This window comes from Thalassoglobus sp. (genome assembly GCF_048270125.1).
In the GTDB taxonomy this organism is placed as follows: domain Bacteria; phylum Planctomycetota; class Planctomycetia; order Planctomycetales; family Planctomycetaceae; genus Thalassoglobus.
This window is the reverse complement of record NZ_JBLWTN010000001.1, coordinates 164845-189408: the sequence shown is the minus strand read 5'-3', so window position 1 is coordinate 189408 and position 24564 is coordinate 164845. Positions and strand designations below refer to the sequence as shown.

Below are 24564 nucleotides of genomic sequence, written 5' to 3'. Positions count from 1 at the left end.
TCACTTCAGTAGTTTGCGGAAAAGTGCTTAATGCGAATGATCATGATGATCGTGTCCGTGACTCTCGCAAAATTCATCATGTCGAGGCCATTCGGAACTTGGATCGTGGTTCTCTTCTCCCAGTTTCATCATGGGGGCACGAGTATCAAGGATCTTCTGGATCAACGTGTTCCGCATTTTTGCGATCACTTCTCGTTCAGCAAGTTCTTCCTCCACATCGAAGTATTTCTTGCCGTCGATCCAGGTTTGTTCGCAGCGACTGAAGTTCGACAGTGGTGGCCCCGACCAGATGACGAGATCCGCATGCTTGCCAGCTTCAAGTGAGCCGACATGCTTATCGATGCGGAGCTGAATGGCAGGGTTGAGAGTGACAAATTTCAGAGCTTCCTGAGGTGGGACATTTCCATATTTCACCGCTTTTGCAGCTTCCTGATTCATGCGTCTCCCGAGTTCTCCGTCGTCCGAATTGAACGAGACGACGATTCCCTGCTCGTGCATCATGGCGCCGTTGTAAGGAATCGCATCCTGAACTTCGACTTTGTAAGCCCACCAGTCGGAAAAGGACGAGCCTGTCGCTCCGTGCTTTGCCATGGCATCGGCAACTTTGTAGCCCTCCAGAATATGTTGGAAAGAACCAATCGTGATTTTATATTCGTCGAGCGTGCGGATCAGTGTGAGGATTTCGTCTTGTCGATAGCTGTGACAATGAACCCATCGCTCGCCACTAAGAATCTCAGAGATCGCTTCCAGTTCGAGGTCCGTTCGTGGAGGGAGTCCCTGGTGAGTGTCAGCGTACTCTTTCTTCCGAATTGCGTACTCCTTCGCTTCTTGAAGTTCGTCACGCATAATCTGCTGAACGCCCATGCGAGTTTGAGGATACCGACTTGTGTACTTGTCTCCCCAGTTGCTCTGCTTGACATTCTCGCCGAGTGCGAATTTCACTCCTGCGGGAGCTTCAGGAAAACGTAAACCTTCGTAGTTTGATCCCCATCGCATCTTGATCACCTGATTCTGGCCTCCAATTGGGTTGGCTGAACCATGCAGAATGTTCGCTGTCGTCAAACCGCCCGCTAATTGCCAGTAGATATCGATATCGTCACAGTCAAGGAAGTCAGCAATGCGAACTTCCGCAGTGACAGCTTGAGCGCTCTCGTTGATGCCGCCATCGGAAGCAATATGTGAGTGACAATCAATGAGTCCGGGGGAGATGTGTTTTCCTGTCGCGTCGATGATGACCGCATCTTCAGGAATTTTGAGGTTCTTCCCGACTTCGACAATCACCCCATCTTTCACCAGCACAGTTCCATTCTTGATGTTTCCAGCTGGGCCACTTGTCCAGATCGTTGCACCTTGAAAGACGACAAGTTTTGCGGTTTGCGGCTCCTCTTTTCGTCCAAACGCACCGAGTGGGTAGTTCACTGGAAAGCTTGCTTGCGAACTCCTGGCTGCGAGAGCGTTCTTCTTGTCCAGCTTCTCTTCCTTTTCTTTTTCCGTCAGTTCTTCGTTCTCAAGGATCTCTTTCTCGACCTCTGACTTTTCCTCGGGGGGGGCTTCAGCCGGTTGATTCAGAGTCATCAGCACTGAAGAATGTTTTCCGTCCGGCCAACTCAGAGTTCCCAACCATTCTTGAGATTCCTTCTCAAGCACTATCGAGAATGTCACCATCCCTCGTGAGTCGAAGCTATCCCCTAAAAATTGTCCAACCAGGCGACCATCCTCCTGAGAGAGCTTCTTCACTTCGACGGCATCTTCAAACTTAGGCAACGTTTGATCAGGACGGACTTTTGCCTTGAGCGTCTCTTCGCCTTTGATGTTCATCATCAATGCGACTGCATCGTCTTTCGGCCCATTGGTCAGGGCGAGTTTCCAGTCTCCCTGCAAATCGATCTTGTCATCTTCATCATGTTGAACGCGATGTCCCTGAACCCAGGTTTCAACAATTTTGGTTTCATCATCAAAGAGGTCGCCATCGGTCAAGACGAAGCTGGCGAGCTTCCCCGGTTCGAGCGTGCCGAGCTGGTCACTCACTTGAAAACGTTTTGCAGGAATGATCGTTAGAGAGTTCAAAGCCGCAGTAGCTGGGAAACCTCGCTTTACTGCAATTCGCAGATTCTTGAGGAAGTCTTTCTGGCTCTCCAAACGATGCGTGGTGAGTAAAATTTCCAAACCGCTTTTGTGCAACTGAGCCAGATTTCCCGGTGCATGATCCCAATGCATGAGCGACTCTAAAGTTGCCGAGCTCGCTGCTTCGGGACTGGCAACGTTGGGAGCTTTGGGAAAGGCGACCGGCACAATGAATGTCCGCCCCGTATCTTTGATCTCCTGTAATCTTCGATACTCGTTTCCACTTCCGACAATTATCAGATTCAGTTTGAACTCTCGGGCAAAGTCATTCGCACGCAACGCGAAAAGTTCATTGCTCGTTTCCAACATGACTGGCAATTCTCCGCTAGCGAACAGTTGCATTGCCTGAAGTGTTGAGTTCGTTTCGGGTAGAGGCAACGAAGGATCTTGCTCAACGGCTTTGTGAGCATCGCGATACCAGAGTGCGTCATAAAAAGACTGACGCGCCAACGCGACCGCCCCCATGGGAGAGTTTGGATAGTTCGATCGATCTCCGCTTCGGCGAGGAATCGTCAATTCACCATTCAGGGCAACTCGATCTTTCAGAAGAAGCTGATGCGGTTCACCTTCACCAAGTGAGTAAAGTGCGCTTTGACCTCGAAGAACACCAGCTTCGGGAGCGACTAAACGCGCGACGAAACCTTGCTGACGCAAATTGGACGCTCCAAGATGCGATTTTTTGATCGCTGAGCTGACATGAAAATCAGCCCGAATTTGCGGGTTCCAATAAGCTGTCGCAGGTCGTTTACTGGCAGCATCCAGAGCAACCTCAGCGAAGGAATCAATGAATCCGGGATAAGCAACTTTTCCTGTTCCGTCGATAACTTCGGCATCGGCGGGGATTTCCACATCTGCACCGGCAAGTGTGATTTTCTGATCACGGACAACGAGCGTCCCCTTCTCAATCACTTGTCCCGATTCCTGAACAATCCGCAGCCCAGTAATTGCATAAACATGCGGAGGAGATTCTCGCAGCCCTTCGACATGATTTGTACTGCCGACTTGCCCCCAAACCAACGCAGGCAACAGGCAGATCAGCCCAACGGAAAGGGACCTCAAAGTGAACGACATGATAAGGCAATCCTGAAAAGAAAAGCTCAAAGGTGTGAATCAAAAGACCAATAGTGAAGAGTTCAGCGACCAGATACCAGCAATTCGACAAAGATTCGGGAATCTTGTTGAGAAACCGAGTCGAAAGAATCACCGCCGCGTTGATTCACTGAGCTACAACCGGGGCCGCTACAACCGGGACCGTATTGTCACCAGCTTCAAAATTCGACGGACGAGCGAAATGACAATGCCACCAATGACAAGCAAGATTCCGATCACCAGATATGGAAAATGCCCGGGCGTTTCGGGATCGCCTCGGTAGGCAACCAGGAACAGGTACGAAATGACAGAAGAGATGGTCGTCACTGCAACCAACCGAGGTTTGTACCACATGCTGCTGGTCACAATCAGAAGTGCATAACCTGTAACCAGCGATTCAACCGGCCCCTCCGCATTAGCAACCGCTGCGGTAAACAAAGCAGCGTCTGCTGCGATCCATGTTCTCCGAATGAATGGGACACCGCGCGACATTAATTTCTGAAAGACAACCGAGATCACCGTCCAGACGACGAGAATCGAAATGACAGGCAAATAAGACTGGCGATGTCCAGCTGTCCGCCAGTCAACGATTTGCAAGATCAACGCGACAATCAGAAACGCTGCTAAGTGAACAACAAGTGCCGGTTCTCGTCTCGCCCAACGCCGGAGTTTGGTCCACCAACCGACCGAATTCAGAGCGATCGGTTCTCCTTCCTGAAAGTGTTGCAAATCATTTGCAAGTTCTCCCGCAGATTTGTAGCGATGCTCCGGTTTCTTTTCCAAGCATCGCAAGCAAATTTGTTCCAACGGTTTCGGGACATTAGGATTGATCTTCCCCGGTGCCGGCGGTTCAGAATCTCGCAGACGCAAGATTTGGTCGAGCGGACTCTCCTCCACAAAAGGAGGACGTCTTGTTAACAGCTCGTAAAGAATCGCCCCTAAGCTGTAAATGTCGCATTGAGCGGTAATTTCATTGATCTTCCCCCACGCCTGCTCAGGCGCCATATAAGCTGGAGTTCCCAGAATGGTTCCTGAAACCGTTCTTTCACTGTCGGCCTCGTATACTTTCGCCAGACCAAAGTCGGTCACAAAAGCATTGTGTTGATGGTCAAGTAGAATGTTGGACGGCTTCAGATCACGATGAATGATGTCTTGTTTGTGCAGATAATCGACGGCATGTGCGATTTGAATGACGTAATCAATCGCTTGAGAAATCTCCAGCTCCTGGCCTTTCAAATGTTCTGCGAGCGTTTGACCTTCGATATATGTCATGACAAGAAAAGGAAATCCGTCTTGCTCTCCGGCATCGTGGACACTGACGATATTCGGATGTCGCAACCGTGAGGCTGCCCGCGCTTCCTGATAAAACCGACGCACCTCCTCATCCGTCGCAAATTCGCAAGTCCGAATCATCTTGAGTGCGAAGTGACTTTGAAGCGTTATGTGACGAGCTTTGTAGATGATCCCCATTCCGCCACGGCCGATTTCTTCTTCAAGACAGAACGAGCCGAAGTTTCGCGGGAGTTGTTGCATCATCGATGAAGAAAAGCCCGCTGTGTCCCCAAGTAGCGTCTCGTTCTGATCAGTCACCGGAGCCACCGCAAACGAATCCAGACGATTCATGCAATCCAGCATCTCTGAGAGTTCTGGATGTCTGGCAAGGAGATGCTCTGGGATTGCAAGCGGTTTTCCAACCTGCATTGCGAGACAGTGTTGATCAAGAAACTCCAGTACCTCGTCGTCAAAATCAACTAGCTCGTCGCCGGACTCGTTTTTTCTTTCTTGACTGGCAGACATTATATGCTTCATTCAGATTCAGAAACGTCGTGGTTTTGAGAGAGGATTTCTTGTAACTGCTTCAGCGCTCGCCCCCATAGCATTTGGACCGCCCCGCGTGAACGTCCCATTCGTTCAGCCACTTCATCGAATGGTAATCGTTGCAGATTTCTTAACTGTATCACTTCTTGATAGTCCGCGGTGAGTTCTGCAATTGCATTGGCGAGTTCGAATTCTCTTTCGTTTTGAATCATCAATTGCGACGGTGTTTGCAAATGAGCAGAGAGGTCGACGCCGGGGGCAGATCCATTCGGGAACTGTGGATTCAACCGAATTTCTTTTTTTACATTTCGTTTTTCAGTGCGAAACTTGCGTATGAAGTCCTGCGTGTTGTGAGCCAGAATCTGTCGCAGCCAACCGAGCCATTCCGCTTCAGAAACCCCATCAAAATTCTGAAAGCCTTCGTATGCTTCCAGCATCGTTTGTTGAACGAGATCAGACGCATCAACCTTGGCCCGCATCCATGTTTCCACATTCGTGCGAGCTATGACGCTCACATAATTGCGACAGGATTCAAGCAACTCATCTCGGGCTGCAATGTCTCCGGCACGGGCAGAATTGATCAGATGATGAATCCTGGAATGAATCTCGCTGTCAGACTCGTAGTCGTTATGCATGAACTGCTTCTCACGTTCCGCTAGAGCATCTTCAATGCTTGTCGTGCCCGTGAAGTCCATTTTCATGACTTCATAGACTGCCCGCCACGAGGCAGAACGTAAAGACCAATTGGATTTGCTCTATAGCATCTTCGGAAATGATACCGTTTTCCGACTTGTGGTGTACAGTATTTCCTCTCATGAAATATGTTCTACACGAACATATTTAGAGCTGATCCTGAAACTTGAAATTGCTCGCTTACATGTAGAGAAAAGTGACGATTCCAGCGTTTTCGGATTAGTTCCGGTCGGTCTGCAATCTCATTCCATTCGGTTGCCTGAACCGCGCTAATCGTGCCCCTCCTCAAAGAATTCAGCGGTAGTCATAACTGCTCCCAATGGGATTAGAGAGCCTCTTCCACTACCTTGCGAAATTGTAAACTCACAAGCCTCGACGCATCAAGAAGCTTGAATTTGTCATTCAACATCGTTCGAAATCGCATTCGCAAATCTGGCTCGCAGTGAGAAACGGCGCAGTCTTGAAACTGTTTTTTATTGAATCAGCGAGGAACTGGAGAAATCTTCAGTCACGATTCCGCTGACTGATGAGAATTTCACCTCTCGGGCAACTCCTACAACCGTCATGACCTGCCTTCGAGTCCGATTTCCTCGAATCATTCTTCATCCAATGTCAGAGGATTTCGCTCGGCTGCTCAATGCATCCCAAACTAAGGGAAGAGACCTATTCATTTTGACCAGCTGTAAGCGAGGACGCGGATGCAACCTGGGACATTGACCGATATCGACAATCTTCTCATGAGTCTGGGAAACGGAGAAGATATGGAAGTTGAACCGAAATCTGCGTCACCGATGACATCGGAGGAGGCTCAGGAATCCCCATCGGCCTCTACTGAAAACACTGACGAAAATCCTGCTCCGAGCGAAGACTCCAAGGAAACGGTCGCAAAAGAGAAAACTCATGCAGAGAAGATCGAAGAAGCTCGTCGCCTCCCTAAAGTCTCGGACGCAGTTGCCAAACTGACTGGAGAAACTTCGATCCGCCGTTTGAGCATGAACAATGGTGTGTTCATCCCGCCGAGTCCCGATTCATTGAGCGATGCTGGGCTGAGCCTCAGCGAAGTGATGAATCTGATCTTGAAGTACCTCTATAATCGTGGAGTAGAGACCGGGTACAAAACCGCCTTGCAAATCGGGCTGAAGTTCCCACTCGTGGAAGGGATTTTACGTCAACTCAAAATTGAGCGACTTGCCGCTTACAAAAACTCCATTGCTGGCGGAGACTATCTCTATGAATTGACGGACTTGGGACGTGATCGCGCACGCACACTTGCAGTTCAGTCAACTTATTTTGGAACCGCACCGGTTCCACTTGATCAATATATTGAAAGCGTCAACGCGCAATCGCTGGCAGGTCGCAAGCCTACTCTGAAAGCCATCCGCAGAGCCTTTGCCGATCTCGACATCAGCGACCGAATGATTTCGAACATCGGGCAAGCGATTCATTCAGGCCGTGGAATGTTCCTCTACGGTGCTCCAGGAAACGGCAAGACAAGCATGGCAGAACGTGTCACCAAATCCTTCGGTGATACAATCTGGATTCCACGGTCAATTGTGGCTTCGGGCGAAATCATTCGACTATATGATCCCAACCGCCATCGTCCCATTAAGGCCGAAGGTGACTACGAACAGGAAGTCGACGGTCGCTGGGTCCAAATCGAACGGCCAACCATTGTCTCTGGTGGAGAATTGACAATGGAGGATCTGGAGATCACTTACATTCGTAAAACGGGTGTTGGTGAGGCTCCACTGCAACTGAAGTCAAACTGTGGAACGCTCTTGATTGACGATTTCGGTCGACAACGCATGAGCACCGACGAACTGCTTAACAGATGGATTGTGCCACTAGAACAACGGATCGACTTTCTTCATATGGAAAGTGGTCGAACAATTCAGGTTCCGTTTGACCAGTTGATCATCTTCTCCAGTAACCTGGAACCGCGAGATCTTGTCGACGACGCATTTTTGCGCCGGATTCCCTACAAGATTGAAGTCAAAGATGCATCGGAGATCGAGTTCCGGAATCTCTTCATCAAGATGGCCAAGAAAGCCCGTTTCGAGTGTTCGCATGAAACGGTGGACTATCTCATCCAGCATCACTATGTCGGAGCCAATCGCCCCTTCCGTTTCTGTCATCCTCGCGATTTACTCAGACAGGTCGAAAACCGCTGTACTCTCCACAATCTCCCACACGAGATCACCAAAAGCGCCATTGATCAGGCAGTCGAAAACTACTTCTCGATCATGTAGGCCTTTGAGAGCACGAAGGTCTCTGTGAGATTACGCTCTTCCAAGACTTTGAAGCTACTCGCTGGCATTTCAGGAAGACCGACGGGAATTATCGAACAACGCTTTCGATTTGATCGACATGCAGTACCACCTGCGTCTTGATGAAATTGTCCGGGGCCGACTTGAACCGCTGGCGGTTCTCATTCGATGTGAACAGGTAAAGTCGTTCGTCATAGAATGCGCCGAAGCCAATATCACCTGCGACGGCACGATCTGTCTCCCAGACAACGACAGGATCGCACCCCAGGAACTGAGGCACATATCGGCCGGGGGATTCTTTGAAACGCTTCAGTGCTTCAGCGCTGACAAATCGATATTGCTGCCCCTTGTACTGAGCCTCAAACTGCTGGCTTCCCTTCTCCCAGCGGCGAGACTTCCACAATGTCACCGGGCAATAACCTTCAAGCATTAAACCGGAAACTGAGGCTGGCTTGACCGGCTGGTCTTTCTGAGACAACGACTCATTCGGATTCATTGCCGGAGCAGCATTTCGGAGTGCAAGAATATCCGTGTAGCGTGTGCGAGCACGCATGACCAGTTGGATGTAATCGTTGACACCACGATATCCGACTGATTGCATAATCTCTTTTCCAGACGGCTCAATAAACAGATCCGTTGGCAAGCTGGTTACCCCAAAACGGGATGTCAGTTTAGGGTTGTGTTCAGAATTAATTTTCACAGCGACGACAGAATGTTGAAGCTGCTGCTGAACTTGTCTCGACGGGAAGACCTGGCTCTCCATTTGCTTGCATGGATTACACCAATGGGCATGGAAGTGAATGAGTATTGGCCGATTCGTCGATTGGGCAACCTTTTGCGCCTCGTCGAAATCGGTATACCACACACTTTGGGCTTCAGCTGTCGATTGGTAACAGGAATTGAGCGTCAGGACAGCAAGACAAGAGAAAAGCAGCGTCTTCATGATGACCTCATCTACTAGAGTTTTGTCAGCCAAGAAGAGTGCCGACTCACAAGGCTCAAAGCGTTCTCAAAAGTTGATATCGGTCAGACTCGCCGGTAGAGATCGGGCAGAATTCTCGGATCTAGTGATCACTGATGCTTTTTGAACGGGGATTTCGACTTAAGCCGATAAGTGAAGTTGGACCACTTATGCGGATGAACGAACAGAAGTCGAGCTGGAGGGAGTCACCCGTTTTGAATGACGATAAAACAAAGAAGTTAAGAAACCGCCAACAACGTTTCGCGGTGTCACCTCAACACGTTGCGGTGACGCCAGTTAGTCTTTGACTCAACGCCGATGCTGGACTCAGAGGACCTCTCTTCGAATCTCTTCCTCGCCTTCGCTGGCATGCTGCTGGCGATTGGAACGCTCATGGTCTACAGCGCGAGCATGTCAACTCAGGGCGCGAATGTTGAACAGCTCTACCTTTCAAAGCATGTCATCTTCCTGGGAGTCGCACTGCTGTGCGGCGGGATTGCGTCTCAAATTCCGGCACATTTCTGGTATCGACTTTCACCAATCCTCTATCTTGCAAGCGTTGCTTTGCTGATCGCTGTCCTGATTCCGGGTCTGGGGCACAAAGTGAACGGAGCGCAACGGTGGATCAGAATCGGTTCGATTTCAATACAACCCTCAGAAATTGCCAAGATTACGCTTCCTCTGATGGTCTGCCGAATGCGATTTTTTCGCACCGGAGAATCACGCGAAACAGGTCTGTTCCCCTACTTTCAACTTCTTGCGATGATCGGGTTGCCACTAAGTTTGGTTCTCATTGAGCCAGACTTGGGAACGACATTGTTTTTGTTGATCACATCTGCGCTGGCACTGTTTTTCAGTCGCTTTCCACTTCGTTACTTCTTTATGTCTGCAGTCGCATTGGCTCCACTGGCCTTGAGCGCCATTGCTCTCAAGCCTTACCAACTCGCGCGAATTCGTGGGTTCATACAAACTTGGACATCCCCCGAGGAAGCCCCTTATCAAGTTCGGCAATCATTGACGACACTCGGCGTGGGCGGACTACAGGGAACGGGATTGGGGAAAGGCTGGCAAAAACTGAGTTTCTTACCAGAAGCGAACACCGACTTCATCTTCGCTGTGATCGGAGAAGAACTTGGACTGATCGGAACTCTGGGTATCATTGCATTATGGGCAGGACTTTATCTAAGTGGTCTCAGCTTGATTCGACAGTCATCTCAAACCGGTTTTGCCTCAGTCGCTGCCACAACACTCCTCACGCAACTCGTGCTTCAGGCTGCCTTGAATGTGGCAGTAGTGACCGCAATGGTCCCACCTAAAGGAATTTCACATCCATTGATTAGTTATGGCGGGAGCAATCTGGTAACAACGGTCTCAGCTCTCGGACTCATTGTGAGCTTGACAAAAAATCGCGACACGAAAGCCTCTGTCGCTCCGGAAGAGCAACATCACAAAGAAAAGAACCTTGAACACGAATTCTCTGCCACTTCAGCTGCCTGAATTTTCGTTTCTTTTTTGTGGAGGCGGAAGCGGAGGTCATCTCTTCCCTGCCCTGGCTGTCTGTGAAGAATTGACTGAGCGATTCGGGATTGAATGCCGATTTCTCTTCACAACAACGGGGAAGCAAATCGAAACGAGTCTGCTCGCCAACCAGAAGATCCAACTTGAAACAGTTCACATCCCCTCTTCCCCGCTCGGCAAGCTGAAACGACATCCCATTCGGGAATCGAGAGTTTTACTTTCCGCCTTTCGACAAGCCCGCAAAGTCATCAAAGAGTTTGCCCCCACGATCGTCATCGGCCTCGGAGGATACGGAAGCATCCCGGGCATCCTGGCAGCCAAAAGCCTCTCGCGACCGATCCTTCTGATGGAGCAAAACACCATCCCCGGAAGTGCTAACGTTTTTCTCTCTCGGTTCTCAAATCGAATCTGCACAAGTTTTCCGGAAACTTCGCAATATTTTTCCTCAAAACGTGCCTGCGTCGAAACGGGGAATCCCGTTCGGAAATCAATCCGGGAATTTTCAGAGTGCCGCACCCCCACTTCTCCACGCACACTCACAGTATTAGGGGGGAGTCAGGGAGCAGTCGCAATCAACGCTGCAATGCAATCGCTTGTTGAGCAATCTCCGGAACTCTTCAAAGGCTGGACGATCTTTCATCAAACCGGATCGACTGAGAACGAGAATATTGAACGAGCCTACAACGCCGCCTCGATCTCGGCGGTGGTCTCCCAGTTTTTCACAAACATTGAAGAGGTTCTCAACCAATCGACCTTGGTGATCAGCAGAGCAGGAGCGACGACCTTGGCTGAATTGGCAGTCTTAGGGAAACCCGCGTTGCTGATTCCCTATCCAAATTCTGCGCGCAATCATCAAGAAAAGAATGCACAGCATTACGCCAAAAACAAAGCAGCCATCATTGTCCACCAAAACACCAATGCCGAAATTTTTGCAACTCAGCTCAAAACCGAACTGAGCAACATCATCTCCTCGTCAGAATTGCAAAAGTCGATGAGCCAACAGATGCACCAGCTCGGGAAACCTGATGCCGCTGATTCAGTCGTCCAGCAGATCATCGATCAAATCCAACTCTGCCAAAGATGAGCCCCTCTTCACACCGCCTCCGTTAACACCACATAAAACAAAATGCCCTCGGTTTGAAGAATCAAATCGAGGGCATTATTTGATGCGGAGCAATCATTGATCAAGATTCCGACGCGGTTGTTTTGAGCAAGTCATTGGTGACGAACTCACGAATCTCGTCTCGGACACGTCGGTAGTGGTCGAGTGCTTCTTCTTCGCTTGCTGCCTCTTTTGCCAGTTTAGGAGGATCATCAAATCCGACGTGAACAACCCGGGCTTTTCCTAGAAATCCTGGGCAGTTTTCATCGGCGTGGCCGCAGACGGTAATGACCACATCGAGTGGAATGTCTTCCAGTGAACTTGCCAGCTTTGAAGATTGGCCTGTAATGTCGACGCCGGCTTCCGCCATCACTTTCACAGCATTCGGGTTCATGCCGTGGGCTTCGATCCCGGCTGAGTAAGCGTCGATTTTGTCTCCATGCAAATGCCTGGCCCAGCCTTCAGCCATCTGGCTGCGGCAGGAGTTTCCAGTACAGAGAAAAAGAACTTGAGTTTTCGACATCAGTGAACTCCTGATAGGTGTTATCGTATTTTGCGAATTGAAATATTGCGAATTGCAGTTTTAAATAGGCTCGAATTGAATCAGCTCTCGGAAATCAGCGAAGAGGTCATGTCCCTCAGGAGGTCGATTCCAACTGGAGGTTCCGTGAGCATCGGAATCACTGCAAGTCGCTGTGACTGAACGTCTCGCACTTCACTGATGAACGGCCATTCGCCAGCCCGTCTCTGCTTTAAGACAGGATCCGTCACTGCAAGCGGCGTAAGGCTTTGGTTAATAATCCAGGCGAACGGTTCGATCTCAGCACGCCGCAGATCTGTTTGCAACTGAGTCGCTTCGTGGACAGGAGTCGCCTCAGGAAGGGTCACAACCAGAACGCGCGTGAACTCCGGGTCCCGTAATCGAGGCAAGAGATTCTGCACTGATTCCGACATCTCCATCGACTGCCGACTCACTTCACGGTGATAAGCCAGAGCTGAATCGAGCAGCAGAATTGTGTGTCCGGTCGGGGCAGTGTCGAGGACCACAAACCGATCCGTTCCTTCCGCAACAGCTTGGGCAAAGGCTCGGAACACTGCAATCTCTTCCGTGCAGGGAGAGCGCAGGTCTTCTTCGAGTAAGGCACGCCCAGCATCATCCAGACCGGCTCCTGCAGTTTGCATCACCTCAGCGGTGTAGTCCGCAGTCTCCTGCACCGGATCAATTCTGCTGACAGTCAGATGTGGCATCGACTCAGCTGCCAGTGTCGCCATGACATGGGCAGCCGGATCAGTTGTCGAGAGATGCACTTCGTGGCCTCTATCTGCCAGGGCGACTGCAATACTCGCTGCCACTGTCGTCTTGCCAACACCACCTTTGCCCATAGAAAGAATGACACCATGTCCCGGAGCTTCCAAGTCATCCAGTAATGATTCGAGACCGGGGAGCGTCGAATCGACTGCTTGCGACTCTTCAATTGTGGACGTGACTGCCGTCTGGTCAGAGCCAATCATTCGTAGCAATTCAATACCGAGCACATTTCCCGCTGTCAAAGGGACATCGCTGCGTGGCAAATCTGCGAGTTCGTCGGGCATGTCATTTAAAACCCTCGCAAAACGTGTTTCCATTGTCAGTGCCAATGGATCACTTTTATCGGTGGCTACGAACAGACCATTCACGATCAGCTGCTGATTATCAACACCCAGTTGACGGAGATCGCGACTGGTGCGAGCAGCTTCTTTCAACGCCGAGGCATCGGGCCGCGTCACCAATACCAGTGTCGTGCTTTTCTCATCCGAGAGAGTAGCAACCGACTGTTGATACAATTTCTGCTGATCCTGTAGACCCGCGAGAGGTCCCAAGCAAGACGTTCCCGTAGTATTCGTCTCCATGAAACCGGACCAGGCAGACGGAAGCGTTAGCAAACGCAATGTGTGACCTGTCGGTGCAGTATCAAAGATGACGTGATCAAAATCAGTCGTCGACGCTTCATCTCCGAGAAGACGGGAGAACTCATCAAACGCAGCAATCTCCAGTGTACAGGAGCCAGAGAGCTGCTCTTCCATACTGGCGACAGCAGCCTCAGGCAGTACTCCGCGATACGGACCGATCATACGTTCGCGATAGGCTCGGGCCGATTCAGCCGGATCAATATTCATCGCGAAAAGACCGGGAACGCTGTCAATCGGCGTTGGCTCATTCCCGATCTGGGTCGCCAGCACATCGTGCAGGTTGGACGCCGGATCAGTGGAAACGAGCAGCACCCGTTTCCCTTGATCTGCGAGTTGCACTGCGGTCGCGCAAGCCATCGTCGTTTTGCCAACGCCACCTTTACCGGTGAAGAAAAGGATGCGAGTCGGATGTTTGAGGTGCTTCATGACAGTACCTCAACAGCAGCCAGAGCTGCCGCAGCAGTCTCCAGCCATATCTAAAACCACAGGCAAAGTGGAAGCATTCAATTGCGTTGCTGTCCATAATGCGAGATTCTCTCGTGCCGGGTACTCGCTGCGACTCACAACTTGACCATCCACCAGCACCAGCGGCAAGCAGTCAACCCCTTCTGTTTGCAACATCTGCTGAACGATTGGATTGTTGGCGTATTCTGCGGGTTGCTGTCCCAGATTGAACCGCTCGACTTCATGACCTTTCGACTTCAACCATTCCAGGTCGCTGGCGAATCTGGGTAACGCTGGGTCAACCTGAGGACCACAGACACCAGTCGAACAACACATTGCAGGATCATAGATTTGAATTTTACTCATTGTCTTTCTTCCTTTTTTGCACCTATCGTCTATCGTCGAATTACGATAGGATTCGTTAAAAAAAATCACAGGTCCGAGATTAACTGTTTCAATTCTGCGAGCATCTCTCGATTGATGAAGTAGCAGACCTTGGGGCCGTCAATCTCACCCTGGATGAGCCCCGAGTCCTTCAGGATTTTCAGATGCTGAGAGACTGTCGACTGAGCAAGTGGCAGTTCTGCAACAATTTCGCCACAGACACATGCTTCCCGGTTGATCAACAATCGAATGATTCGTACGCGTGCCGGATGCGCCACCGCCCAAGCCAATTTCGCTAAAACGTCAGCGCTTTCGTCGACAGGTAACTTCACCGGTCGCGAATCACACTTTTGTTGACGTTGCTTGCCTGTGGACATTTAAGCCTCTCAAACCTATCCATCGTCGATCTACGATGAATAGTAACCGCTACTTTTTGATGAGTCAATAAAAGTGGCGAAATTTTTCTTCCATCTCAGCGATGCAGAGACTTGTCTCACCGAAGAATCGACTCTTCAGCTGCAAGCGGCGTCAAGGTGGCGCATCGTTTGCTTTTAATGCCGATGCCATCGAATTGCGATTGATCGCGCGTCGACTGGGCACAGGCAGAGAGTGGTCACGCAGGAAATTGTCACACCTCAGACAGTCTTGCTCCACGACGAAAAGCCTCATTGTTAATTCAGCGAGAGTGCTCAACCCCATCGAGAAGATGAAACAGAAATGGTTGGTGTCATGCAGGCATTTGTGATGCAGGGAATCGGACAGACCGAGTTCGTGGACAAGCCAATCCCTGAACCGGGGCCCAACGACGCTGTCGTGAAGACTACTCGGGCGTTGGTGTGCACTTCTGATGTACACACCATCAAAGGAGCCATTGGAGACCGCAGCGGATTAACGCTCGGTCACGAAGTGCGTGGTTTCAAAGAGCGTGCTCACCAGATTTGAACGTCTTCTCTGCATCAAGGTTATTGTGCCAACACTCGCGATAATCAGAGGGAACTGTAAACTGGGATGGTTCGCAAAATCCCCTTTGGATGAACGAGGATTGTGGACGGTACGAGTTCGTGTTGCTCGCTTTTGGTTGAAGCATGCTCCGGACGCTTGTTGCACACTCGATTCTGGCGGAGTGCTCATACTTGTGCATTCCCCTTGTGCATTCCCCTTGTGCATTCCCCTTGTGCATTCCCCTTGTGCATTCCCCTTGTGCATTCCCCTTGTGCATTCCCCTTGTGCATTTCCCTTGTGCATTTCCCTTGTGCATTTCCCTTGTGCATTTATGAGCTGGCAATCGGTGTGCGATTCAGCACACTCCAGGCAGTTTAAGAACGGCATATCATTCGCCATACGAATGAAAACGGAAATAAAATTTCACTTTCCGAGACTTTGGAAGCGACGTACTCACCAAACAGCTTTGGACTCACTTCATGCCTGTTCACTTTCTCGACAAGATCTTTTCCCCCAAGCGAATTGCCGTCATCGGAGCCAGTGATAAACGATCGAGTGTTGGTTACAGCGTTTTGCAGAATCTGATTGGGACAGGCTACGATGGCGTTGTCTATCCAGTGAATAATAAACGCGAGGCAGTTCAGGGAGTTCACGCCTATCCGAATATTGCCGCGTTGCCGCATGTCCCTGATCTCGTAATTGTTTGTACGCCAGCGGCGACAGTGCTGGATCTGGTCCACCAGTGTGGTCGTGCCGGTGTCGGAGGGATGATCATTCTGTCTGCGGGATTTAAAGAAGTGGGCGAGGCAGGCAGAGCGCTGGAAGATCAAATTCGCAAAGCGAAGTCAGAATATGACCTTCGAATCATTGGGCCGAATTGCCTTGGCGTCATCGCACCGCATCGGAAATTGAATGCCAGTTTCGCAGCGTCGATGCCTCGCCCCGGAAGTGTTGCGTTAATTTCTCAATCCGGTGCGTTATGTACGTCGATCCTGGACTGGGCGGAAAAAGAAGGCATTGGATTCTCGCACTTTGTCTCCATCGGCAACATGGTCGATGTCGGCGTTGCTGACCTGATTGATTATTTTGCTAACGACCTGCATACGAAATCGATAGTTCTCTATGTCGAGTCTATTACGGAAGCGAGGTCCTTCATGTCTGCCGCGCGAGCTTTCACCCGAACGAACCCCATCGTCGCATTCAAATCCGGACGCTTTACAGAGTCTGCGAAAGCTGCCACATCTCACACCGGAGCCATGGCTGGTGCAGACGATGTCTACGATGCCGCTTTTAAACGAGCGGGAATCGAACGTGCCTTCGAAATTGACGAATTATTCGACACTGCCGAGCTACTTGCCCGCTACGATCCCCCACGAGGACCACGGCTGGCAATCGTGACCAACGCCGGAGGACCTGGTGTCATCGCAACTGATGCGTTGATCGCGCGCGACGGCGTCCTGGCGAAACTCTCCGATGACGTCATCCGCAAACTCGATTCTCACCTGCCGGTGTACTGGTCGAAGGAAAATCCCGTCGACATTCTTGGTGATGCCACAGCTGATCGCTTCACTGAGACACTACGCCCGATTCTGAATGATGAACAAGTCGATGCGGTACTTGTTGTGCTGACCCCGCAGGCGATGACAGATCCGACTGCAATTGCGAAAGCAGTCGTCACAGTCGTCAAAGGTTCTCGCAAGCCAGTGCTTGCAGTCTGGATGGGGGGAGCGATGGTCGAAGAGGGAGATCGAATTCTTAATGCTGGCGGCGTCGCAACTTACCCGAGACCGGAACACGCAGTTCGAGCGTTTATGCACTTGGTGGCTTATGGTCGAAATCGCAAGTTGCTGTACGAAACCCCGCAGGAGATGCCGATCATTCTTCCGGCTCGATCTCATAACTTGAATGATTTGAAAACCTCTTCGATCAGCCGACTCGGTGAGGACTGGAAACCTCCTCTCACCAACCTGATTTCGCGTTTCCTTCGTCGTCGGTCGAAACAGGGACAACGGGTTTTGTCAGAAGCCGACTCAAAGTCGATTTTGAAGCGATATGGGATCCCGACGACGCGAACTCTGATTGCGAGTTCACCAAGACAAGCTGTCCGACATGCCAATGAAGTCGGATACCCGGTTGTACTGAAGATCTTTTCTCACGATATTACCCACAAAACCGACGTTGGAGGCGTCATGCTGAATCTCCTCCATGACGACGATGTGAGACGAGGATATGCCGAAATCCTTGCAAATGCGAAACGGCTTGCACCGGACGCTGAGGTTGCAGGTGTCACGGTTCAGCCAATGTTCAAACGGGGCCACGGAGTCGAATTGATTCTCGGAACCAAACAAGACCCGACTTTCGGATCTGTGATTATGGTCGGGACCGGCGGGATAGCAGCTGAATGCTTTGGTGACCGCGCTCTCGAACTCCCACCGCTGAACGAAAGACTCACCTGGCGGATGCTGGAGTCACTGAAGTCGTGGCCACTGTTGCAAGGCTACCGTGGTCGCCCAGGCGTCGACATGAATCAGCTGATACAAACCATAATTCGATTCTCTTACCTCGTCGCTGAATCACCTGAGATCAAAGAGTTTGATATCAATCCCCTGGTAGCGACTCAAAACGGAATTATGGCCCTCGATGCACGAGCGGTCATTGATGATGATGCGGCAAGTCGCCCACTTCGCCCTTACAATCATCTGGCTATCCGCCCATACCCCGAGCAGTATGTCCGGGCAGCACAACTCAAAGATGGTCGCTCGATTCAGCTTCGTCCAATCCGCCCGGAAGATGAACCGATGTGGCAGGCGATGGCTGCCGCCTGCTCGGATGAATCGATTCATTCACGCTTTCGGTTACTCGTTCGAAAGCCATCGCACAGCATCGCTTCGCGATTTTGTTTTATCGACTACGATCGTGAGATGGCTATTGTCGCTGAGATCGAAGAACTTGGTGTGCGAAAAATTATTGGCATCGGTCGCCTGGTCGCTGATTCAGACCATGACAAAGCTGAATACGCAGTACTGGTCGCCGATCAGTGGCAGGGACAGGGTTTAGGCTCTCAGCTAACAAACTACTGTGTTGAAATTGGACGATCCTGGGGATTAAAGCAAATCGAAGCGGAAACAGATTGGGACAATCGCAAAATGCTGGCGACGTTTAAAAAAGCAGGGTTCGAGATCACCGAGCGATCAGACGGCATTGTTTCTCTGCAACGTACTTTGCTGCCTGCGGAGAGTACTTCCAGCGAAGAAGATGTCTCAGGGAATTCTGTTGTCGAGTAGTCTGTCCAATATCACGTCTCAAGTCCCTTTTATAAAGTTGAGTTTCAGTGCCATCACTTCTCTACATGGATGACTGTTTCCTGAACCACGGCAGCGAGTCACATCCAGAATGCCCAGAGAGATTGCGATATCTTCGCGCACATCTTCAATCGGCGGATTTGATTCAGCGATTCGAAAGACCGCCGATCATTCTTGCGACTGAGGAGCAACTCCAGCTTGCACATCATTCAGGCTACATAAACGAGTTGAGAAAATATGCAGAGGCAGGGGGCGGATGGCTCGAGAACGACACGTTCGTGAGTCAACAGTCATTTGACACGGCGCGTTCCGCAGTGGGGACTGTCATTGAGGCGGTCGATGCCGTTATGAAAGATGTTGGACGACAGGCAGTCTGCTTGGTGCGCCCTCCGGGACATCACGCACTGCCAACGATGGCGATGGGATTCTGCCTGTTTAACAATATCGCCATCGGAGCCATGCATGCTCGAGAACATCACTTACTGAATCGCATTCTAATTGTGGACTGGGATGTCCATCATGGCAACGGGACGCAACATCTCTTTTACCGTGACCATGACGTCTACTATGTCTCCGTTCACCGTTCACCATTCTTTCCCGGTACAGGTGCTGCAAATGAAACGGGAGAAGGTGATGGACTTGGAACAACCTTCAATCTGCCACTTGAGTTTGGAGTGAGTCGTAAAGAGTACTTCGAAAGGTTCAGCACACTTCTGGGCCATGCAGCTTCCCGCTGTCGTCCGGAACTGGTCCTGCTGAGTGCAGGGTTTGACGCCCACCACGCTGACCCAGTCGGCTCGCTGGGACTGGAAACCGAGGACTATGCACCGCTCACGAAGATGGTGCAGGACGTCGCCAATGAATACTGCGATGGCCGCCTGGTCAGCGTTCTTGAAGGGGGGTACAACGTCCCCGTTCTCGCCGAATGCGTCGAGCTGCACTTGAGAACACTCCTCGATCGCACGCCCTGACACTCTGTCTCTGACGCCCGTTTTGACAGCATGCTGAAAGAGGAAGTCCAATCGAATCAGGATGTCGTTACTCAATCAGGAGACTCATCTCCCAGATTCAAACATTCGGGCACTTCACCTGGAGCATCCTTCGAATTGGTGTACAAGTTCTGCTTCGTCGCGAACAGCAGCTTTATTGATGAAACGCATTTTTCACGGGCACACGGGAGAGCAAACGGCTCTGGTTGAGAAGATGAGGAAGATCGGTGAATTGTGTTCATGGCTCAAATTCTCGTATCCTCCATCGTACTCTACCGGTTCACGAAACATGAGATTGTTTTCCGAAAGCATATCCATCAGGACTTAAAAAATGATGACAGAGTCGACGACTTGGAAATCCGAAATTTGCACAGCTATCGACCGGCGGCGAGATGACATCATCAACATTGGCGAATCGATCATGGATACGCCAGAGTTAGGATTCAAGGAAACACAAACCGCCGAGCGAGTGAAACAGACTTTCGATCAAGTCGGTCTCTCATTCGAAGACGGTCTCGCGATCACGGGAGTCAAAGCTGTGTTGCGAGGGGCGAAAGAGGGGCCAACAATCGCTCTCATGGGAGAGTTAGACGCATTACAAGTCCCCGACCACCCACGAGCGGACCCGACTTCCGGTGCAGCCCACGCATGTGGACATAATGCACAAATCGCAGGATTGATGGGGGCCGCTATGGCGCTCACAGAGACCGGGATTGCTGAACACCTTGCAGGAAATATCGTTTTCTTCGCTGTGCCAGCAGAAGAGTATGTTGAGATCAATTACCGGGTCGGACTCGTTAAGGAAGGGAAAAACACCTTTCTGACCGGCAAGCAGGAGCTCATCAAACTTGGTCACTTTGACGAGATCGACATGGCGGTCATGATCCATTCAACAAGTCCCGAGGTCAGCGAAGGCAGCATGGGGATAGCCCCGTCTTCGAATGGTTTCCTCGCCAAAAATATTCGTTTTCTAGGCAAAGCATCTCATGCTGGAATCTTTCCCGAACGTGGAGTGAACGCCCTTTACGCGGCACAGCTTGCCTTGAGTGCAATCAATGCGCAGCGAGAAACATTTCGTGATCAGGATTGCGTCCGCATTCATCCCATCATCACAAAAGGTGGCGATCTCGTGAACATTATTCCTGCGGAAGTTTGCATGGAAACATATGTTCGCGCGAAGACGCCAGATGCAATTCTCGACGCTTCTCATAAAGTTGATCGTGCATTGCGTGGCGCTGCGATGGCGATGGGATGCAAGGTTGAAATTGAAACCGTCCCCGGAAATCTGCCACTCCGTAACGATCCAGAACTCGCGGAGATCTTCCGAGACACCGCGGGAGCCGTCTTGGGTGAAGAGAACTATCGCGACTATCCCCACAGTGGTGGGTCAACCGATGCTGGTGATCTCAGTCAAATCATGCCAGTTTTGCATCCAATGATGACCGGCGCCGCAGGAGCGCATCACCAGATTGACTGGTGCATCGCCGATCATGAACGTGGATACATCGCTCCCGCAAAAACGCTCGCCATGATGGCCGTCGACCTGCTCAGCAACGATGCCGCTAAGGCAAAAGGAATCCTAAGCAAAAACAGTCCTGCCATGTCGAAAGCAGAATACCTGGAACGTCAAACATCTGTCTTCCGAACAGAACTGTATGACGGAACAAAGTGAGTCCCTTAATTTTGGACCAGAGGAATCCAACTCCTGCTTGCTCTGCCGGTGAAAAAGAGAATTCCTTCAGAAGAAACTCCGAGCATCACAAGTAACGCGTGGAAATCGAGAGCAAATCCAATCTTGTTTTTTCCTGCATCGTCGCGAGCAGTTTCTGAATTCATGAGAGCGAAGTTCTCTTCCACAGACACGACGAATTTTAAGAATGCATAAAAAGAAAAAGCCCGTTAGAAACAGATCTAACGGGCTCTCCTCACCGATGCGGGCTATCATGGTGAGAGCGACCTGCAGACCGCCACCGGTAGTTTCGGTCGTGTAACCACTGGTGGTCGGGCAGTTCTTCTTCAAAGATGCGCTCTGCAGTGGAATTCCTCTCAGAGGCGTCAAAAGACTGTAACAGCAAGAAGTCGGTTTTCTCAAATTGCAGACTGTGATGGCAGCGAATCCCGAAATCAAAAAAAACGTATAACACCAACAGTAAAAAAGAGTTACCGCAATCGACGTTGAGCCGGTTTGAGAATCTCAGCCATTCTGGGTAAAATAATAAATAATGACACCTTCGAATTCATCTGATTAGTAAAACATCAGCATGAAGCATGCTGAGATGAGAGGTAGTACGTCATCGACCTGTAAAGCGCAGGTCGACGCCCTGCCCCGCTGACTATGAATTCAAGCTAAATGAGCACCCGTGATACCAACAACGATCTCGCTTAGTCGCCCTGGCGGTTAGCGAAGCCTCCCACCTACAACTTTCCGAGTCAGGTAGCGTCCACATCCTACCGAGACAGCGAAAGCGCCTCCCGCTTGAACTTGCCCAGTTGAACCATCCCGATTCTATATTTTTTGGTAGAATCAACGACTTCCCTCCTCTTGATAATTTCATGTGTATGATGAACTCTTCAATGAAGATAATTCTGATGAGTGTCTGGTTTGTTTCCTGCCACTGTCATTCTGTCATTGCTGCGGATTCTCCTAAGCTTCCCGGCGATATGGGAAAGTTTGTGGAGAATCATTGCGTTGCCTGCCATGAAGGAGAGGCGGCAGAAGCGGGGCTTGACCTCACGAAACTCAACGGCCAACTCGAAAATCAGGAAACACTCGCTCGCTGGATTCGTATTTTCGATCGAGTTCATAACGGCGAAATGCCCCCCAAAGAGAGCAACGATATCACCGGGGCAGAACTGAAGCAGTTTCTCAACCAATCGGGCAAGTGGCTCAACGACTTCCAGAAAGAACGCTGGAGTAAGATCGGACGCGTGCAGGGTCGACGATTGACGAACCTTCAGCTGGAACGATCGCTTCACCAATTGCTCGGAGTTGATCTTCCTCTTGAAAGCCTGATGCCAGAGGAACAGCGAACGGCTGGATTCACGACGGTTGCGAATGGTCAGCCGATGTCGCATTTTCAACTCGAAGAACACCTGAAAGTTGTCGACGCCGCTCTCGACAACGCTTTTCAGCGAGCGATCCTCAAGGATGACCTGTTCAAGAAGAGCTTTGATGCAAAGGCTCTGGTCAGAACAAACCCGAAACGACGGACTCGCGAACCTGAACTCATCGACGGCTTCGCGGTGACGTGGTCTTCACGTTTAATCTTCTATGGTCGGATCCCCGCGACAACAGCCCGAAAAGATGGCTGGTACCGCTTTACGATCCGAGCCAAATCGCTCAACACCCCGAAAGATCATGGTGTCTGGTGTACTGTCCGGACAGGAAAATGTGTTTCGAGCGCGCCTCTTCTGAATTGGGTAGGAGCGTTGGAAGCGACCGATCGTGTCCAGGAGTGGACATTTGAGACATGGCTTCCACGGGGAGACATGCTCGAAGTTCGTCCCGGAGACGACACCCTCAAAATGGGAAGATTTCAGGGAGGACAAGTTGGTACTGGAGAAGGAGGACCGCAAAATCTTCCTGGCGTCGCCATCGAGAGCATCGTGATGGAAGAGGTCCATTACGGACAAGACGATGAAGGGATCCGCAAGACTCTGTTCGGCGATCTGAAAGTCAAAACCAATGGAAAGGACTGGCAGCAAGCCCAGTTACAATCGGCGAATCACAAAGCTGACGCAAAACGACTCATGCTCCGATTTGCCGAACGAGCATTTCGCCACCCTGTTGACGAAGAAGATGTCCAGCCTTTCATCAACTTAGTGTTCAACGAACTCGATGCCAAAAGACCTTTGCTCCCGGCCCTCAGGACTGGGTATCGGGCACTCTTGTGCTCTCCCAGGTTTTTGTATTTCGAAGAAACCCCCGGCCAACTCGACGACTATGCCATTGCATCGCGATTGAGCTATTTCCTGTGGAACTCTCCGCCCGACGAAGAACTCCTCAAGCTTGCTGACAGCAAAATGCTGAATTCGCAAGCTGAAATTCGCCAGCAGGTTCGACGGATGTTGAATGATCCGCAAGGAAAGAATTTCGTCAAAGACTTTGCAGATCAGTGGCTGGATCTCAGCGAAATCGATTTCACCACTCCGGATCGCCGTTTGTATCCGGGGTTTGACGTCATCGTCCAGCAGTCAATGCTTTCCGAAACAGAAACCTATCTTGAGGAAATGATCCGCAAAAATCTGAGCGTCAGCCTGCTGATCGACTCAAAATACACATACTTAAACGAGCGTCTCGCTCGGTTTTATGGAATCAAGAACGTTTCGAGTGATCAGATGCAGCGTGTCTCACTCAAACCCGAAGACCACCGAGGTGGACTCTTGACGCATGGAGCGATCTTGAAAGTCACCGCGAATGGAACGACAACGTCTCCGGTTCTTCGAGGAGTTTGGGTTTCCGAACGTTTGCTGGGTATTGAGATTCCTCCTCCTCCTGCCGGGATTGCTGCGATTGAGCCGGACATCCGCGGAGCGAAAACGATTCGGGAGATGCTTGAAAAGCACAAATCCAACACAGCTTGCGCATCCTGCCATGTCAATATTGATCCTCCAGGATTTGCTCTGGAGAACTTCGATCCAGCTGGTCGATGGCGAGAGAGATACATCAAGATCGAGGGGCGGAAACGAGTTCCCGGAAACCCAATTGATGCCAGCCACGAGTTACCAAGTGGAGAGAAATTTAAAGACATCAAACAGTTTCGCTCCATCGTTGCAGCGAAACCAGCAGAGCTGGCGAAAAACGTCGCGGAGAAGCTGGTCAGTTACGGAACTGGGGCGCCGATCACATTCGCTGACCGCACACAGATCGAAGAAATCGTTGCCCATACGAGTAAAAACAACTATGGCTTTCGGTCAATCATTGAAGAAGTGGCTGCCAGTGAATTGTTCCGCACAAAATAAGCTTGATTCGGGTCTCCTA

16 protein-coding genes are annotated in these 24564 nt (G+C 50.7%); 8 read left to right on the top strand and 8 right to left on the bottom strand.

From position 1 onward, the window contains the following. Positions 1–27: 27 nt before the first annotated feature. The 3 genes from ACN0YR_RS00620 to ACN0YR_RS00610 all read right to left on the bottom strand — a co-directional run bounded on the left by ACN0YR_RS00620 (position 28) and on the right by ACN0YR_RS00610 (position 5726). Positions 28–3195: an amidohydrolase family protein gene (locus ACN0YR_RS00620; protein WP_417847265.1), complete on the bottom strand. Its 3168-nt coding sequence runs from the start codon at positions 3193–3195 to the stop codon at positions 28–30. A gap of 168 nt (positions 3196–3363) precedes the next feature. Next, positions 3364–5010, bottom strand: a complete 1647-nt coding sequence (locus ACN0YR_RS00615; protein ID WP_417847264.1) for a serine/threonine protein kinase — start codon at positions 5008–5010, stop codon at positions 3364–3366. Positions 5011–5018: 8 nt separating this feature from the next. Then, the gene (locus tag ACN0YR_RS00610) at positions 5019–5726 is read right to left on the bottom strand and encodes an RNA polymerase sigma factor (RefSeq protein WP_417847263.1); all 708 of its coding nucleotides are present in this window, start codon (positions 5724–5726) and stop codon (positions 5019–5021) included. Between the two features lie 696 nt (positions 5727–6422). On the opposite strand from ACN0YR_RS00610, the gene ACN0YR_RS00605 reads away from it, so the two are divergent. Then, positions 6423–7973 (top strand): AAA family ATPase, encoded by a 1551-nt coding sequence (locus tag ACN0YR_RS00605; protein WP_417847262.1) that lies wholly within the window; start codon positions 6423–6425, stop codon positions 7971–7973. An 88-nt stretch (positions 7974–8061) separates the two neighbouring features. Here ACN0YR_RS00605 and ACN0YR_RS00600 read toward each other — a convergent pair whose 3' ends face one another. Beyond that, entirely contained in the window at positions 8062–8934 is an 873-nt protein-coding gene (locus tag ACN0YR_RS00600; protein ID WP_417847261.1) for a thioredoxin domain-containing protein, read from the bottom strand. A 336-nt stretch (positions 8935–9270) separates the two neighbouring features. Here ACN0YR_RS00600 and ACN0YR_RS00595 point away from each other — a divergent pair, with 336 nt between their 5' ends. Both ACN0YR_RS00595 and murG read left to right on the top strand, forming a co-directional pair. Continuing rightward, positions 9271–10449 carry an FtsW/RodA/SpoVE family cell cycle protein gene (locus tag ACN0YR_RS00595; RefSeq protein ID WP_417847260.1) on the top strand — a complete coding sequence of 393 codons (1179 nt, stop codon included), beginning with the start codon at positions 9271–9273 and terminating at the stop codon, positions 10447–10449. Further along, positions 10415–11554, top strand: coding sequence for an undecaprenyldiphospho-muramoylpentapeptide beta-N-acetylglucosaminyltransferase (murG, locus tag ACN0YR_RS00590; RefSeq protein ID WP_417847259.1), 1140 nt, complete (start codon positions 10415–10417; stop codon positions 11552–11554). Before ACN0YR_RS00595 ends, murG begins: the two co-directional genes overlap by 35 nt. A 100-nt stretch (positions 11555–11654) precedes the next feature. Here murG and ACN0YR_RS00585 read toward each other — a convergent pair whose 3' ends face one another. The 4 genes from ACN0YR_RS00585 to ACN0YR_RS00570 all read right to left on the bottom strand — a co-directional run bounded on the left by ACN0YR_RS00585 (position 11655) and on the right by ACN0YR_RS00570 (position 14727). Next, positions 11655–12095, bottom strand: a complete 441-nt coding sequence (locus tag ACN0YR_RS00585) for an arsenate reductase ArsC (RefSeq protein WP_417847258.1) — start codon at positions 12093–12095, stop codon at positions 11655–11657. Positions 12096–12175: 80 nt separating this feature from the next. Next, a complete protein-coding gene (gene arsA / locus ACN0YR_RS00580; protein ID WP_417847257.1) occupies positions 12176–13948 on the bottom strand; it encodes an arsenical pump-driving ATPase in 1773 nt (590 codons plus the stop codon). A 9-nt stretch (positions 13949–13957) separates the two neighbouring features. Continuing rightward, positions 13958–14332 carry an arsenite efflux transporter metallochaperone ArsD gene (gene arsD / locus ACN0YR_RS00575; RefSeq protein ID WP_417847256.1) on the bottom strand — a complete coding sequence of 125 codons (375 nt, stop codon included), beginning with the start codon at positions 14330–14332 and terminating at the stop codon, positions 13958–13960. Between the two features lie 65 nt (positions 14333–14397). Next, a complete protein-coding gene (locus tag ACN0YR_RS00570) occupies positions 14398–14727 on the bottom strand; it encodes an ArsR/SmtB family transcription factor (protein ID WP_417847255.1) in 330 nt (109 codons plus the stop codon). A gap of 340 nt (positions 14728–15067) precedes the next feature. On the opposite strand from ACN0YR_RS00570, the gene ACN0YR_RS00565 reads away from it, so the two are divergent. The 5 genes from ACN0YR_RS00565 to ACN0YR_RS00545 all read left to right on the top strand — a co-directional run bounded on the left by ACN0YR_RS00565 (position 15068) and on the right by ACN0YR_RS00545 (position 24545). Further along, positions 15068–15292: a hypothetical protein gene (locus tag ACN0YR_RS00565; RefSeq protein ID WP_417847254.1), complete on the top strand. Its 225-nt coding sequence runs from the start codon at positions 15068–15070 to the stop codon at positions 15290–15292. 479 nt (positions 15293–15771) lie between these two features. After that, a complete protein-coding gene (locus ACN0YR_RS00560; protein WP_417847253.1) occupies positions 15772–18576 on the top strand; it encodes a GNAT family N-acetyltransferase in 2805 nt (934 codons plus the stop codon). A 47-nt stretch (positions 18577–18623) separates the two neighbouring features. Next, a complete protein-coding gene (locus ACN0YR_RS00555) occupies positions 18624–19565 on the top strand; it encodes a histone deacetylase (RefSeq protein ID WP_417847252.1) in 942 nt (313 codons plus the stop codon). 349 nt (positions 19566–19914) lie between these two features. Next, complete coding sequence (locus tag ACN0YR_RS00550; RefSeq protein ID WP_417847251.1) at positions 19915–21255, top strand: amidohydrolase; 1341 nt, start codon at positions 19915–19917, stop codon at positions 21253–21255. Between the two features lie 902 nt (positions 21256–22157). After that, positions 22158–24545: a DUF1592 domain-containing protein gene (locus ACN0YR_RS00545; RefSeq protein WP_417847250.1), complete on the top strand. Its 2388-nt coding sequence runs from the start codon at positions 22158–22160 to the stop codon at positions 24543–24545. Positions 24546–24564 lie beyond the last annotated feature (19 nt).